We start from the raw sequence: 13,286 nt of genomic DNA, 5'->3' as shown, positions 1-13,286 counted from the left end.
ACTCCATCTCTGCAAGCCGGAAGTCTACACCAGCCGGCTCTGCTCCATCGCCGCATTGATGAAGCTGGCGAACAGCGGGTGCGGCTCGAAGGGCCGGCTTTTCAGCTCCGGATGGTATTGAACGCCGATGAACCACGGGTGGTCGGGATATTCGATCGTTTCCGGAAGCACGCCGTCCGGCGACATGCCGGCAAACACCAGCCCGCACTCCTCCAGCCGCTGCTTGTAGTCGATATTGACCTCGTAGCGGTGGCGGTGGCGTTCGGAGATCACCGTGTCGCCATAGATCTCGGCGATCTTCGAGCCCTTCTCCAGCCGCGCCTCATAGGCGCCGAGCCGCATCGTGCCGCCGAGATCGCCGGCCGACTGGCGCTTCTCCAGCATGTTGCCCTTCAGCCATTCGGTCATCAGGCCGACGACCGGCTCCGGCGTCGGGCCGAACTCCGTGGACGACGCGTCCTCGACGCCGGCCAGCGAGCGCGCGGCCTCGATACAGGCCATCTGCATGCCGAAGCAGATGCCGAAATACGGCACCTTTCGCTCGCGCGCGAATTTTGCCGCGAGGATCTTGCCTTCCGAGCCGCGCTCGCCGAAGCCTCCCGGCACGAGGATGCCATGCACCTTCTCCAGATAGGGCGAAGGATCTTCCTTCTCGAACACCTCGCTCTCGATCCAGTCGAGCTTGACCTTCACCTTGTTGGCCAGCCCCCCATGGGCGAGCGCCTCCATCAGCGATTTGTAGGCGTCCTTGAGGCCCGTATACTTACCGACGACGGCGATGGTCACCTCGCCTTCCGGATTGTGGATGCGGTTCGACACCTCCACCCAGCGCTCCATGCGCGGTTTCGGCGCCGGGTCGATGCCGAACGCGGCCAGCACTTCCGAGTCCAGCCCTTCCTTGTGATAGGCCATCGGCACGTCGTAGATGTGGCCGACGTCGAGCGCCTGGATCACCGCGCTTTCGCGCACATTGCAGAAGAGCGAGAGTTTTCGGCGCTCCTCCTTCGGGATCGGCCGGTCGGCGCGCACCAGCAGGATGTCTGGCGCGATGCCAATGGAGCGCAGTTCCTTCACCGAGTGCTGCGTCGGCTTGGTCTTCAGTTCGCCGGCGGTCGGGATGTAGGGCATCAGCGTGAGGTGCACGTAGACCGCGCCGCCGCGCGGCAGATCATTGCCCACCTGCCGGATCGCCTCGAGGAACGGCATCGCCTCGATGTCGCCCACCGTGCCGCCGATCTCGCACAGCACGAAGTCGTATTCCTCGTTGCCGGAAAGGATGAAATTCTTGATCTCGTCGGTGACGTGCGGGATCACCTGCACGGTCGCGCCGAGATAGTCGCCGCGCCGCTCGCGGTCGATGATGTTCTTGTAGATGCGGCCGGTGGTGATGTTGTCGGACTGATTGGCCGAGCGGCCGGTGAACCGCTCATAGTGGCCGAGGTCGAGATCGGTTTCCGCGCCGTCGTCGGTCACGAACACCTCGCCATGCTGGTAAGGGCTCATCGTGCCGGGGTCGACGTTGAGATACGGATCGAGCTTGCGGATGCGCACGCGGTAACCCCGCGCCTGCAGAAGCGCGCCGAGCGCCGCTGCCGCTATGCCCTTTCCGAGTGAGGAAACCACGCCGCCGGTGATGAATACGTATCGCGCCATGGGAGTCGGTGCTTAACGCGGCGGGCTTGATTCCGCCAGTGAAAAAACCCGAGCCAGGCGTTTTCCAAAGCTCGTTGGTGAACGTCTCGCGGCCAAAGAAAAGGCCGCCCCGAGAGGCGGCCGATCCGAAAGGCCCGACAGGGCGAAAAATCAGCGCGAGTAGAACTCGACGACGAGGTTCGGCTCCATCTGCACCGCATACGGCACGTCGGAGAGGCCCGGAATGCGCGTGAACGTCGCGGTCATCTTGTTGTGGTCGGCCTCGATGTAGTCCGGCACGTCGCGCTCGGCGAGTTGCACTGATTCCAGCACCAGCACGAGCTGCTTCGACTTCTCGCGCACCTCGATCACGTCGCCGGCCTTGCAGCGATACGAGGCGATGTTGACGCGCTTGCCGTTGACGTTGATATGGCCGTGATTGACGAACTGGCGCGCCGCGAAAATCGTCGGCACGAACTTGGAACGATAGACGACGGCGTCGAGGCGCGACTCCAGCAGGCCGATCAGATTGTCCGGCGTGTCGCCCTTGCGGCGGTTCGCCTCTTCGTAGGTCTTGCGGAACTGCTTCTCGGAGATGTCGCCGTAGTGACCCTTCAGCTTCTGCTTGGCGCGGAGCTGCAGGCCGAAGTCGGACATCTTGCCCTTGCGGCGCTGGCCATGCTGGCCGGGGCCGTATTCACGCTTGTTGACCGGGGACTTCGGACGGCCCCAGACGTTCTCGCCAAGACGGCGATCGAGTTTGTATTTTGCGGATTCGCGCTTGCTCATCGCATTCCCTTTCAAAAACGATTACCCGGAGCTTTCGCCCCGGGCGAAGGAAACGCGCCCTCCTCTGGCCTCCTTTTCCGAGACCTGACAGGATCTTTCGCGCACGCTTTGCGGAAAGATCCACGGGACACGTCGATTACCCACCGGACGTTGCCACCCGATGTTGGCGCGGCTGATAGGCCGGCTGTCGGGAAAAGTCAATTGCCCGGCGACATCGCGTGAAGGAACAGATTGGGCATGAGAGCGTGAACCTGGTTGTATGTCTTGGTTCCGGGCGGCCAGGCGCCCCAGCGTTCCAAGGGCGCGCTGTAGGTCCGCCCCACGGTCGGCCGCATGCCGCCGCTCTGCGTGTAACGGCGGAACGTGGCGCCGCCGGCACCTGAAAAACTCTTGTGGGGACTGTTGGAGTAGAGCCCGTCAAAGTCCGTCAGCTCGCGCAGGAGACCGCTTCCGGCAATCAGATGCGCGAAGGTCGCCATTGCGCTGATGCCCACGCTGAAGCTGCTCACACCGATGGATGTGACCGAGACGGGGCTGGCATCACCGGTAATCGTTTCCTTGACGAGCGTCAGCAGGGCCGATGTGCTGCCGATCGGATTGCCGGCGAGAACGCCGTGGGTCGAATACATGTGTCCGGCCATGAAGGGCACGAGAAGGACCTGATTGCGTCCGGCATGCGCAAGCTGGGAGCCAAGCCACGGAACATAGCGATAGACATTGTCCCAGCCGCCGTCGAAGGCTTCGTAATTGGCCTCCTTGAGCCCGGCCTGCCCCGGAGCCGGGTGGAAGAAGATCTGCGCCTCGTCGAACTTCGTGGCGTTCTGGGGCACGCAGGCGCCGACCCAGTAGAGACGCCCCTTCTTCTGGATGAGATACATCAACTGGCGAAAGGCGGCATTCGGCGCCATCTTCTCCAGCAGCGCCAATGTGCCGCGCGGGCCTGCGCGGTTCACGGACGCCGGCAAGACGATGTCGTAGGCCATGGTGACGGCCGCCGTTTCTGCGTCACTGCGGGTCTGGGCCGCGCCTTCGAATTCCCCGACCACGCTCGGCGGTGTCGGAGATGGTCCAGGGGATGGCCCGGGCGCTGGACCCGGCCCGGGTGCCGCAACCAAAGCGGCGTCGAGCTTGCCCAGTGTCATCCGGCCGACGATGCCGTCCCACTGGCTCCTGTCGTTCGGAAACGCCGAAGCCTGAAACGCCTTCACCGCTAAGACGGTCTGGGGTCCGAATTTCCCGGGCAGATCACCGGCGCCGACCTGCTCGAAAAAGAAGCCGGGCAAAAAACCGAGCGCGACCAGCCCCTGTTGGATCCGCCGGATGGCATCCGGGTCCTCGATCGATGGCAGCGGGCGGATCGAAGGCGGTCCGAGCGCGGCCTGTTCCAGACGTGGATTTCCACCCAGAACACCCGATGATAGAGCCATCGCAGTACCCACCTCGCCGTCTTGAAGCCATTTTGCCAGCCAAAGTGCGGTTCTTCAATACCGCGACGACCTGTCGGTGGCCTACCGGCGCGGCCGAATATCCGGAGTGCCAAGGCTGGCCAAGATCAGGGGCCGAGATCGATCGCAACGTACGCCGGCACCCTGCGCTTCGCGCTTCAGTCCTTGTCGACCTTGTTGGGCAAGCCCTCCCTTTTCGTCTCGGCGAATTCCTCGAGCTGCTTCTCGCTCATGGATTCATACATTTCCTTCGACGCGCCCTTGAGTTCGCTCTTCTTCGTCTCGCCGCGCTTGGCGGAAAGGGCCGCGCCGGCGGCCTTCTGTTGCGCTTTGGATTTGGCCGGCATCTCTGTGTCCTCACAGGTTCGGGATGCGGCAAAACGTTGGTCGGGCCGGGCCGGTTCCCGCATGCGCCGCATCAGACGATGGCGAGACCGAAGCCCTGCAGCAGACGCCGGGTGGCGAAGTCCGTACGCCCGGAGGTGAACACGGCAATGTCGCGTTCGTTTTCCGGCAGCGAGTGACCGTCCTCGCCCGGATCGACCTCCTCCAGCAGCGTCATGGCGCGCCGCGCGATGGCTTCGGCCGGGTCGAGCCAGTCCACCGGCCAGGGCGCGGTCTTACGCATGCGGTTGACGAGGAACGGATAGTGCGTGCAGGCGAGCACCACGATGTCCGTGCGCCGCCCGTCCTGCTCGATGAAGCACGGCGCGATCTCCGCTTTCACTGCCTCCTCGTCCACGAAACCGTCGCGCATATAGGCCTCTGCAAGGCGCGCGAGCTGCGTCGAGCCGACCAGCCGGACGTGGCACTTCTGCGCCCACTGCGCGATCAGATCGCGCGTATACTGCCGCTTTACCGTGCCGGGCGTCGCGAGCACCGAGACGAGGCCGGAACGCGTGCGCTCGGCGGCCGGCTTGATAGCCGGCACGGTGCCGACGAAGGGCGTGCCGGGATAAGCCGCGCGCAGGTTGGCGAGCGACAGGGTCGAGGCCGTGTTGCAGGGGATCATCGCCACAGCCGGCTGGAAGCGCTCCAGCAGCTCGCCGAACAGCTTTACGATGCGCGCGTCGAGCGCAGCCTCTTCCCAGTCGCCATAGGGAAAGGCGGCGTCGTCGGCCACGTAGACAAAGCGGCGGTCGGGCATCAGCACGCGCGCCTCCCGCAGCACGGTCAGGCCGCCAATGCCCGAATCGAACATCAGCACAGGCGCGCGGGGATCACTTTCGCTCATGGAGAATCTGCGTCCGGGAGTCGTCGGGCCAAGGATGCGGCCGGTTGCCGCTCACTTCAAGGCCGCCAGTTCGGCGGAATTTCGACCCCCTTCCCTACCCCCCCCCCACAAGAGGGAGCGGAATCCCGCCCTGCCCTTGATCGTGTCCGTTATTGTCTAGTGCCGACCTGATCTCCCTTCCCCTTGTGGGGAGGGACTAGGGGTGGGGGTATCCAGCCAGACAGACCCCTTAGCCGATTGCCTACCTATCGTCGTCCTCACCCGACTCATGCGCCTCCCGATCGGCCTTGGCCTTGCGTTCGGGATAGCCGGCGCCGCGCGGCTGCTTCGGCGAAAAATAGTCGAGCGAGGCGACGATGCCGCGCAGCACCTTCAGTTCCGCCTCGGAGAAACCCGGACGCGTCAGCACGGCGCGCAGATTGTCCACCATCTTCGGCTTCTTGGGCGCCGGCCGGAAATAGCCGCGTGTATCGAGCGCCGCCTCCAGATGGTCGAAAAGACCCTGGAGCTGCTCCTTGGGTGCCGGCGGATTTTCCGGCCCCCGGAAATTCGTGTCCGTCTCGTTGTCGAGGCCGGACTTCATCCATTCATAGGACATCAGCAGCACCGCCTGCGCGATGTTGAGCGAGGCGAAGGCTGGATTGACGGGAAACGTCACGATCTCATCGGCGAGACCGACTTCCTCGTTGAACAGGCCGAATTTCTCACGGCCGAACAGGATGCCCGTCCGTTGCCCCGCCTGCGAACGCGCCCTGAGCGCCCTGCCCGCTTCGACCGGCCCGCGCACGGGCTTGAAATTGTCGCGCTCGCGCGCCGTCGTCGCCATGACGAAGTTCAGGTCGCCGATGGCGTGGTCCAGCTTCTCGAAGACCTGCACCGCGCGGATGACGTGGTCCGCCTTGCTGGCCGTGGCGATCGCCTTCTCGTTCGGCCAGCCGTCGCGCGGATTGACCAGCCTCAGATCCGACAGGCCGAAATTGGCCATGGCCCGCGCCACCATGCCGATATTCTCGCCGAGCTGCGGCTCGACCAGCACGATCACCGGCTGGAACATCGATGCGGCGGATATGGCGGGCGCTTCACTCATGCCTGGAGTCGGGACCTGTTGATTTGATTGGAACTGCCGGCCGCATCTATCGCCGCGCCTTTCGCATGTCGATGGAAAGTTGATCGCGCGGCATGTGCCGCACCGGGCGCATCGCCGACAACGGTCTGCCGATCCCTTCAGCCGCGCGGAGAAGCCGGGGCCGGCCGCGAGTCTGCTACTTTCCGCGCTCTTGCCTTGCCGGGCCGCTTTGCTGTAGCGACGGGCATCCCGCGGCAACCACCCGTTTTTTCACACGCGCAAGGTCAGGAACAAGCTCCATGGCGAAAATCAAGGTCGCAAATCCGGTCGTCGAGCTCGACGGCGACGAGATGACCCGGATCATCTGGCATTTCATCAAGGACAAGCTGATCCATCCGTATCTCGACATCCCGCTCGAATATTACGACCTCGGCATCGAGCACCGCGACGCCACCAACGACCAGGTGACGATCGACGCGGCCAACGCCATCAAGAAGCACGGTGTCGGTGTGAAATGCGCGACCATCACGCCCGACGAGGCCCGCGTCGAGGAATTCAAGCTGAGGAAGATGTGGAAGTCGCCGAACGGCACGATCCGCAACATCCTCGGGGGCGTCATCTTCCGCGAGCCCATCATCATGAAGAACGTGCCCCGTCTGGTGCCGGGCTGGACGCAGCCGATCATCGTCGGCCGTCACGCTTTCGGCGACCAGTACAAGGCGACCGACTTCACCTTCCCCGGCAAGGGCAAGCTGACGATAAAATTCGTCGGCGAGGACGGCAAGGTGATCGAGCACGACGTGTTCGACGCGCCAGGCTCGGGCGTCGCCATGGCCATGTACAATCTCGACGAGTCGATCCGCGAATTCGCGCGCGCCTCGATGAACTATGGCCTGCTGCGCGGCTATCCGGTCTATCTCTCGACCAAGAACACCATCCTCAAGGCGTATGACGGCCGCTTCAAGGATATCTTCCAGGAAGTCTACGAAGCCGAGTTCGAGGAGGCCTTCAAGGCGAACAAGATCTGGTACGAGCACCGCCTCATCGACGACATGGTCGCTTCGGCGCTGAAATGGTCCGGCGGCTATGTCTGGGCCTGCAAGAACTACGACGGCGACGTGCAGTCCGACACCGTCGCGCAGGGTTTCGGCTCGCTCGGCCTGATGACGTCGGTGCTGATGACGCCGGACGGCAGGACCGTCGAGGCCGAGGCCGCTCACGGCACCGTGACGCGCCATTATCGCCAGCACCAGAAGGGCCAGGAGACCTCCACCAACTCCATCGCCTCGATCTTCGCATGGACGCGCGGCCTCTCGCACCGCGCCAAGCTGGACGACAACGCGGCGCTGGCGAAATTCGCCGAGACGCTGGAGAAGGTCTGCATCCAGACCGTCGAGTCGGGCTACATGACCAAGGACCTGTCGCTGCTGATCGGTCCGGACCAGCCGTGGCTCTCGACCACCGGCTTCCTCGACAAGATCGACGAGAATCTGCAGAAGGCGATGGCCTGACACAGCATGGAAGAACCCCTTCTCTACGGTTCCGACTACAGCGTCTACGTGCGCATCGCGCGGCTGGCACTGATCGAGAAGGGGATCGAACACCGCCTCGTCCCGGTGGACGTTTTCGCGGCCGAGGGCCTGCCGGACTGGTACCGGCAGATCCATCCGTTCGGCCGCATCCCCGCCTTCGAGCATGACGGCTTCCGCCTGTTCGAGACGTCGGCGATCACCCGCTACGTGGACGAAGGCTTTGACGGACCTCCCTTGCAGCCGGCCGATCCGCGGCAGCGGGCGCGGATGAACCAGATCATCGCGCTGCTCGACGCCTACGCTTACCGTTCCATGGTCTGGGACATCTATGTCGAGACCGTCTCGAAGCCGAAATCCGGCGGCGAGGTGGACGAGGCGCGCGTCGCGGCCGCCGTCGGGGTCGCCCGCACTGCGCTCGAAACCCTTTCCGCGCTGAAGGCGAACGGTCCATTCCTGCTTGGCGACGCGCCGTCGCTCGCCGACCTGCACGCCGCGCCGATCTTTGCTTATTTCGTCAAGGCTCCGGTTTCAGCGTCGCTGATGGAGCCCCATGCCGAGCTTTCCGGCTGGTGGGAACGCATGCGGACGCGTTCCGCCTTTGCGGCGACCGAGCCGACCTTCGGATAGGAACGGTTGAAGCCGCCGCGCCGCATCGCTAAATGCCGGCGCATGAAAGCATCGGACGCCGACATCATCATCGTTCCCGGCCACGGAAACTCCGGACCGGATCACTGGCAGACGCGCTGGCAGGAGCGCCTGTCCACCGCACGTCGTGTCGCGCAGGCGAACTGGGACAAGCCGGACCGTCACGACTGGTCGGCGCGGCTGGCGGACACCGTCAACGAATCCGCCCGCCCGGTCGTGCTAGTCGCCCATTCGCTCGGCATCCCGACCGTCGTCAACGCCATTCCGCGCTTCACCGCGGATGTGCGCGGCGCTTTCCTTGTCGCCCCGCCCGATCTGGAGAGCAGGAAGCTCAAGCCGCGCGCGCTGAAGGCGTTCGGTCCCTACCCGCGCGATCCCCTGCCCTTCCCGTCGATCACGATCGGCAGCCGCAACGATCCATATTGCGATTTTGCGGTGGCCGAGGATCTGGCGGCTGCGTGGGGCTCGCTCTTCATCGATGCCGGCGAGGCGGGCCACATCAATGCGGATGCGGGCTACGGCCCATGGCCGGAAGGCTCGCTGACCTTCGCGAAACTGCTGTCGCGGCTCTGAACTATTTCGCCGCCAAGGATTTGCGCGCCTCGCCGAGCAGGCTCGCGGTGCCCCGCGCCATCAGCATCGGCTCGGAGCCGGTGGCGAAAAACTGGAAGCCCATTTTCGCGAAGCGGCCCGTGATCTCCGGGTTGACGACGAAAATCGCGGCAGCCTTGCCGGCGGCGCGGGTCCGCCGGCCGATATCGGCGACCGTTTCCATCATGTCTTCCAATGTAGAGTCGACGGCCTTGCCGCCCGTCCAGGCAATGGAGAAATCCGAGGGTCCGACGAATATCCCGTCGATGCCCGGCGTTTCCAGGATGCCGTCGAGACAGTCCAGCGCCTGCCGCGTCTCGACCATGGCGATCGCCAGCGTGCGCGTGTTCGATTCGGCCAGCCAGTCGGCGAAGCTGCCCTTGCCGTGACGCGGAAACGCATAGGTCGGTCCCCAGGAGCGCATGCCGACCGGCGGGTACTTCATCGATTGCGCAAAGGCCTGCGCGTCGGCGACGGAGTTGATCATCGGAGCGATGACGGCTTCCGCCCCGAAATCCAGCGCGCGGCTCGCCATGTCGAAGCGGCCCACCGGAATGCGCACCGCCGCCGGCTTGCCGGTGCGCAGGATGGGCACGATGCTGCGCAGCACGCTATCCTCGTTGTGGCCGCCATGCTGCATGTCCAGCGTGACGACGTCGAAATCCTGCGCCGCCAGCACCTCCACCGTCAGCGCGTCCGGCACGCCGGACCATGCCGTGAACAGCGTTTCACCAGCGCGAAGGCGCGAAGACAGCGACATGGGCTCGATCCTGCAAATGGGAGAAAGTCGCGGCATTCAAGCAGAACACGCCGCGCAGGCAACAGAAAACCGCCCCCTGCAGCGGGCGGTGAGTTGGTCCAGCGGAAGTCCCGGCCCGTTAGCCGGCGTTCTTCACGGCCTCGACGGCCTGCGCCATCAGTTCTTCCATGGTGCGGCGGATCTGGTGGTCCGACTGGTCGACGCCCGCATTGTCGAAATCCTTGCGGACCTTGCGGAAGACGTCGTCGTCGCCCGCCTCCTCGAAATCGGCGATGACCACCGATTTCGCATAGGCTTCGGCGTCCTCGCCGGATTTGCCGAGCTTTTCCGCGGCCCAGAGGCCCAGAAGCTTGTTGCGACGGGCCGTCGCCTTGAAACGCAGTTCTTCATCGAAGGCGAACTTGCGTTCAAAACCTTCCTCGCGGTCTTTCATGCTCATGAGTTCCCTCCGTGCGCGGGTGCGATGGCGTATGTAGATGGCTCCTGCTCAAACCAAAAGCCCCGAGTAAGGTCAATATGTCGCGGCAGCCCGGTTTTGTGCTGCACCGCAGCATCATCCTTCCAAAAGCCGTTGATGGCCCTATTTCACGATTGAGGAACGCTGGCGATTGGGATAGACACCCCCTAAATATAGCCCATTGTCGCAGCATTTGCGGCGTAACGAAGGGTACGGTGACTTGCCGACAGCCCTGCCAACCCCAGAGACAGATTGATGAACCGACGCCGCCGCATCTACGAAGGCAAGGCCAAGATATTGTATGAGGGCCCGGAGCCCGGAACGCTCATCCAGTTCTTCAAGGATGACGCCACCGCCTTCAACAAGAAGAAGCATGCGGTGGTCGACGGCAAGGGCGTGCTCAACAACCGCATCTCGGAGCATATCTTCAACCATCTCAACCGGATGGGCATTCCGACGCATTTCATCCGCCGGCTGAACATGCGCGAGCAGCTGATCAAGGAAGTCGAGATCATCCCGCTAGAGGTCGTGGTGCGCAACATCGCGGCGGGCTCGCTTTCCAAGCGTCTCGGCATCGAGGAAGGCACTGTGCTGCCGCGCTCCATCATCGAGTTCTACTACAAGGCCGACGCGCTCGACGACCCGATGGTCACCGAGGAGCACATCACGGCTTTCGGCTGGGCGAGCCCGCAGGAGATCGACGACATCATGGCGCTTGCCATCCGCGTCAACGATTTCCTGTCCGGCCTGTTCATGGGCGTCGGCATCCAGCTCGTCGACTTCAAGATGGAATGCGGCCGCCTCTATGAAGGCGAGATGATGCGCATCGTCGTCGCCGACGAGATCTCGCCGGACTCCTGCCGGCTCTGGGACGTCGCCACGCAGGACAAGCTGGACAAGGACCGTTTCCGCCGTGACATGGGCGGGCTGGTCGAGGCCTATCAGGAAGTCGCGCGCCGTCTCGGCATCATGAACGAGAACGAGCCCCCGCGCCCGACGGGCCCGGTTCTGGTCGCCTCGAACGAGGAGCCCCCGAAAGGCACCCGTCACTGACGCCTCCGGCGCCCGCCCCTTTCGTCAGGCGCGGGCGCATCGCATTTGGACTGCCGCAAGACACTTCACGATAGGATCGCCGTGATCAAAGCCCGCGTTACCGTCACCCTCAAGAACGGCGTCCTCGACCCGCAGGGCAAGGCGATCGAGCATGCGCTGGGCGCGCTCGGCTTCGGCGACGTCGGCTCCGTGCGCCAGGGCAAGGTTTTCGACCTGGAGTTGCAGAGTACGGACCGCGCAAAGGCGGAAGCCGACCTCAAGGCCATGTGCGACAAGCTTCTGGCCAATACAGTGATCGAGAACTACACTGTGGCGCTTACCTGAAGTTGCAGGAGCGCCGCATGGCCGAAGTCACCAACGAACTGATGTATGAGCTTCTGAAGCAGATTCAGTCGCGGCTCGGCGGCGTTGAGGAAGGCCTGCGAGAGATACGACAGGAACTCATCTCCGTCCGTGGTCACGTCGTTTCCATACAGAACGACATCCACAACATCTATAGCGTTCTCGCTCGCCACGACGAGCGCCTCGATCGTATTGAACGCCGTTTGGAACTACGTGAATTAGCCGAAACTCAAACACCCTACACGCCGCCACAATGAAATCAGCCGTTGTCCTCCTCCCCGGCCTCAACCGTGACCGCGACATGATCGCGGCGCTGACGAAGATTTCCGGCCGCCCGCCTGCAACGATCTGGGAGACGGACACCGAGATTCCGGATGTCGATCTGATCGTCATTCCGGGTGGGTTCTCCTATGGCGACTATCTGCGCTGCGGCGCGATCGCCGCCCGCATGCCCGCCATGCGCGCAGTGGCCGAAAAGGCCGCGAAAGGCGTGATGGTGATGGGCGTCTGCAACGGCTTCCAGATCCTTCTGGAGGCAGGCATGCTGCCCGGTGCCCTGATGCGCAATGCCTCGCTGCGCTTCGTCTGCCGCGAGGTGAAGCTGGAGGTCGCCAACGCCAACACCGCCTTCACCCGCAACTATGCGCCCGGCCAGATCATCCGCTGCCCGGTGGCGCATCATGACGGCAATTTCTTCGCCGATGCGGAAACGCTGAAGCGCATCGAGGGCGAAGGCCAGGTGGTCTTCCGCTATGCCGAGGGCACCAATCCGAACGGCTCGATCAACGACATCGCCGGCATCGTCTCCGACAAGGGCAACGTGCTCGGCCTGATGCCGCATCCGGAAAACCTCATCGAAAAGGCGCATGGCGGCACCGATGGCCGTGCGCTGTTCGAGGGCGTGCTGGGCGTCGCGGCGTGACGGGGCGCGCGGCGTTCCCAACGGCAAGGCGCGGCTTTCGCGCTGCGGCCATGCTTCTTGCAGTCGCAAGCGCGCTTTCGCTTGCCGCCTGCCAGTCGGAAACCAAGCGTCCCGCCAATGCCGGCGGCTCCGGCAAGAGCGCGTCGCTGCGCGTGATGGAACAGGTTTCGATTGCCGCGCACAAATGCTGGTTTGCCAGCAAGGACCCGGCCTTCCGCTCCTATCGCTTCGCCAACGAGCTCAATTCGATGAGCGGCCAGCCGCGTTTCCTGCTGGTGCCTGCGAAGAATTTCGGCGGTCTGCCGGCGCTCGTCGTGCAGGCGCGCGGCGGCTCCAGCCAGGTGGAAGCGTTCGGCCCGCTGATGTCCGAGCCGCTCGGCGCGCGCGTCACCGCCGATATCAACCGCTGGCGCACGGGCGACCAGAGCTGCGGCAGCGCCGCCTGACGGCAGGGCCTCGCGCGACGCCTCGCCATGCGTCGCGCACATCAGCCCGCGCTCAGTCCCAGAACGGCCTGATGCCCTCGCGATAGGCTTCGCCGCGCGAGAGGCCTACGTCCTTGAGCTGGTCGTCGGTCATTTCCAGTAGCGCCAGCCGTGAACGGCGACGATCCATCATGCGGTCGAGCGAATCCGTGGTACGCAGCAAAGCTGCGCCAAACCGCCTCATAAAGGTTGCGGTTGGCCGCTTATTCGGCCTGCTTTGCGAGACAATCGTATCAATCGCGCTCATTGTACTATTCCAATTTTTATTGGCTTCCAGATCGATGGTGACAATGTATCTGCATTGACTCTTGGAGAGATACAATGCAATAATTG

Annotated in this window: 17 protein-coding genes; 8 read left to right on the top strand and 9 right to left on the bottom strand. The window is 63.8% G+C overall.

From position 1 onward, the window contains the following. Positions 1-24: 24 nt before the first annotated feature. The 6 genes from M9955_25810 to M9955_25785 all read right to left on the bottom strand — a co-directional run bounded on the left by M9955_25810 (position 25) and on the right by M9955_25785 (position 6,187). Entirely contained in the window at positions 25-1,653 is a 1,629-nt protein-coding gene (locus tag M9955_25810; protein ID MCO5085064.1) for a CTP synthase, read from the bottom strand. Between the two features lie 150 nt (positions 1,654-1,803). Then, entirely contained in the window at positions 1,804-2,421 is a 618-nt protein-coding gene (gene rpsD, locus M9955_25805; GenBank protein MCO5085063.1) for a 30S ribosomal protein S4, read from the bottom strand. Between the two features lie 197 nt (positions 2,422-2,618). Then, positions 2,619-3,848, bottom strand: coding sequence for a peptidoglycan-binding protein (locus tag M9955_25800; protein ID MCO5085062.1), 1,230 nt, complete (start codon positions 3,846-3,848; stop codon positions 2,619-2,621). 176 nt (positions 3,849-4,024) lie between these two features. Beyond that, positions 4,025-4,213, bottom strand: a complete 189-nt coding sequence (locus M9955_25795; GenBank protein MCO5085061.1) for a DUF3008 family protein — start codon at positions 4,211-4,213, stop codon at positions 4,025-4,027. Positions 4,214-4,284: 71 nt separating this feature from the next. Beyond that, positions 4,285-5,100 (bottom strand): glutamate racemase, encoded by an 816-nt coding sequence (gene murI, locus M9955_25790; protein ID MCO5085060.1) that lies wholly within the window; start codon positions 5,098-5,100, stop codon positions 4,285-4,287. Between the two features lie 241 nt (positions 5,101-5,341). After that, entirely contained in the window at positions 5,342-6,187 is an 846-nt protein-coding gene (locus tag M9955_25785; GenBank protein ID MCO5085059.1) for an RNA methyltransferase, read from the bottom strand. 278 nt (positions 6,188-6,465) lie between these two features. Here M9955_25785 and M9955_25780 point away from each other — a divergent pair, with 278 nt between their 5' ends. From M9955_25780 to M9955_25770, 3 genes are read left to right on the top strand one after another with little or no spacing between them, the layout of a single operon-like run. Then, positions 6,466-7,677 (top strand): NADP-dependent isocitrate dehydrogenase, encoded by a 1,212-nt coding sequence (locus M9955_25780; GenBank protein ID MCO5085058.1) that lies wholly within the window; start codon positions 6,466-6,468, stop codon positions 7,675-7,677. A gap of 6 nt (positions 7,678-7,683) precedes the next feature. Next, positions 7,684-8,325, top strand: a complete 642-nt coding sequence (locus tag M9955_25775) for a glutathione S-transferase family protein (GenBank protein ID MCO5085057.1) — start codon at positions 7,684-7,686, stop codon at positions 8,323-8,325. Between the two features lie 42 nt (positions 8,326-8,367). Beyond that, positions 8,368-8,916: an alpha/beta hydrolase gene (locus M9955_25770; protein ID MCO5085056.1), complete on the top strand. Its 549-nt coding sequence runs from the start codon at positions 8,368-8,370 to the stop codon at positions 8,914-8,916. Position 8,917: 1 nt separating this feature from the next. Here M9955_25770 and M9955_25765 read toward each other — a convergent pair whose 3' ends face one another. After that, positions 8,918-9,694: an HpcH/HpaI aldolase/citrate lyase family protein gene (locus M9955_25765; protein MCO5085055.1), complete on the bottom strand. Its 777-nt coding sequence runs from the start codon at positions 9,692-9,694 to the stop codon at positions 8,918-8,920. Between the two features lie 118 nt (positions 9,695-9,812). Beyond that, complete coding sequence (locus M9955_25760) at positions 9,813-10,127, bottom strand: DUF1476 domain-containing protein (GenBank protein MCO5085054.1); 315 nt, start codon at positions 10,125-10,127, stop codon at positions 9,813-9,815. A 279-nt stretch (positions 10,128-10,406) separates the two neighbouring features. Between M9955_25760 and M9955_25755 the strand changes: the two genes are divergently transcribed. The 5 genes from M9955_25755 (at position 10,407) to M9955_25735 (ending at position 12,914) form a co-directional block, all read left to right on the top strand. Further along, the gene (locus M9955_25755; protein ID MCO5085053.1) at positions 10,407-11,204 is read left to right on the top strand and encodes a phosphoribosylaminoimidazolesuccinocarboxamide synthase; all 798 of its coding nucleotides are present in this window, start codon (positions 10,407-10,409) and stop codon (positions 11,202-11,204) included. 81 nt (positions 11,205-11,285) lie between these two features. Next, on the top strand, positions 11,286-11,528 hold the full coding sequence (gene purS / locus M9955_25750; protein ID MCO5085052.1) for a phosphoribosylformylglycinamidine synthase subunit PurS: 243 nt from the start codon (positions 11,286-11,288) through the stop codon (positions 11,526-11,528). 17 nt (positions 11,529-11,545) lie between these two features. Further along, complete coding sequence (locus M9955_25745) at positions 11,546-11,803, top strand: hypothetical protein (protein ID MCO5085051.1); 258 nt, start codon at positions 11,546-11,548, stop codon at positions 11,801-11,803. Next, positions 11,800-12,468 carry a phosphoribosylformylglycinamidine synthase subunit PurQ gene (gene purQ / locus M9955_25740; protein ID MCO5085050.1) on the top strand — a complete coding sequence of 223 codons (669 nt, stop codon included), beginning with the start codon at positions 11,800-11,802 and terminating at the stop codon, positions 12,466-12,468. Before M9955_25745 ends, purQ begins: the two co-directional genes overlap by 4 nt. A 50-nt stretch (positions 12,469-12,518) precedes the next feature. After that, entirely contained in the window at positions 12,519-12,914 is a 396-nt protein-coding gene (locus tag M9955_25735) for a hypothetical protein (GenBank protein MCO5085049.1), read from the top strand. A 52-nt stretch (positions 12,915-12,966) separates the two neighbouring features. On the opposite strand, the gene M9955_25730 is transcribed toward M9955_25735, so the two are convergent. Continuing rightward, complete coding sequence (locus M9955_25730; GenBank protein MCO5085048.1) at positions 12,967-13,200, bottom strand: DUF1127 domain-containing protein; 234 nt, start codon at positions 13,198-13,200, stop codon at positions 12,967-12,969. Positions 13,201-13,286: the final 86 nt, after the last annotated feature.

The organism is Rhizobiaceae bacterium (assembly GCA_023953845.1).
Classification (GTDB): domain Bacteria; phylum Pseudomonadota; class Alphaproteobacteria; order Rhizobiales; family Rhizobiaceae; genus Arvimicrobium.
The sequence above is the reverse complement of the archived record's forward strand: the minus strand, read 5'-3'. Positions and strand labels throughout refer to the sequence as shown.

Coding starts and splice junctions, on each gene's coding strand:
- M9955_25780 (MCO5085058.1), top strand. CDS start 6,466: ATGGCGAAAATCAAGGTCGCAAATCCGGTCGTCGAGCTCGACGGCGAC.
- M9955_25770 (MCO5085056.1), top strand. CDS start 8,368: ATGAAAGCATCGGACGCCGACATCATCATCGTTCCCGGCCACGGAAAC.
- rpsD (MCO5085063.1), bottom strand. CDS start 2,421: ATGAGCAAGCGCGAATCCGCAAAATACAAACTCGATCGCCGTCTTGGC.
- M9955_25785 (MCO5085059.1), bottom strand. CDS start 6,187: ATGAGTGAAGCGCCCGCCATATCCGCCGCATCGATGTTCCAGCCGGTG.
- M9955_25765 (MCO5085055.1), bottom strand. CDS start 9,694: ATGTCGCTGTCTTCGCGCCTTCGCGCTGGTGAAACGCTGTTCACGGCA.
- M9955_25755 (MCO5085053.1), top strand. CDS start 10,407: ATGAACCGACGCCGCCGCATCTACGAAGGCAAGGCCAAGATATTGTAT.
- M9955_25730 (MCO5085048.1), bottom strand. CDS start 13,200: ATGAGCGCGATTGATACGATTGTCTCGCAAAGCAGGCCGAATAAGCGG.
- M9955_25760 (MCO5085054.1), bottom strand. CDS start 10,127: ATGAAAGACCGCGAGGAAGGTTTTGAACGCAAGTTCGCCTTCGATGAA.
- M9955_25795 (MCO5085061.1), bottom strand. CDS start 4,213: ATGCCGGCCAAATCCAAAGCGCAACAGAAGGCCGCCGGCGCGGCCCTT.
- M9955_25800 (MCO5085062.1), bottom strand. CDS start 3,848: ATGGCTCTATCATCGGGTGTTCTGGGTGGAAATCCACGTCTGGAACAG.
- M9955_25810 (MCO5085064.1), bottom strand. CDS start 1,653: ATGGCGCGATACGTATTCATCACCGGCGGCGTGGTTTCCTCACTCGGA.
- murI (MCO5085060.1), bottom strand. CDS start 5,100: ATGAGCGAAAGTGATCCCCGCGCGCCTGTGCTGATGTTCGATTCGGGC.
- M9955_25745 (MCO5085051.1), top strand. CDS start 11,546: ATGGCCGAAGTCACCAACGAACTGATGTATGAGCTTCTGAAGCAGATT.
- M9955_25735 (MCO5085049.1), top strand. CDS start 12,519: ATGCTTCTTGCAGTCGCAAGCGCGCTTTCGCTTGCCGCCTGCCAGTCG.
- purQ (MCO5085050.1), top strand. CDS start 11,800: ATGAAATCAGCCGTTGTCCTCCTCCCCGGCCTCAACCGTGACCGCGAC.
- M9955_25775 (MCO5085057.1), top strand. CDS start 7,684: ATGGAAGAACCCCTTCTCTACGGTTCCGACTACAGCGTCTACGTGCGC.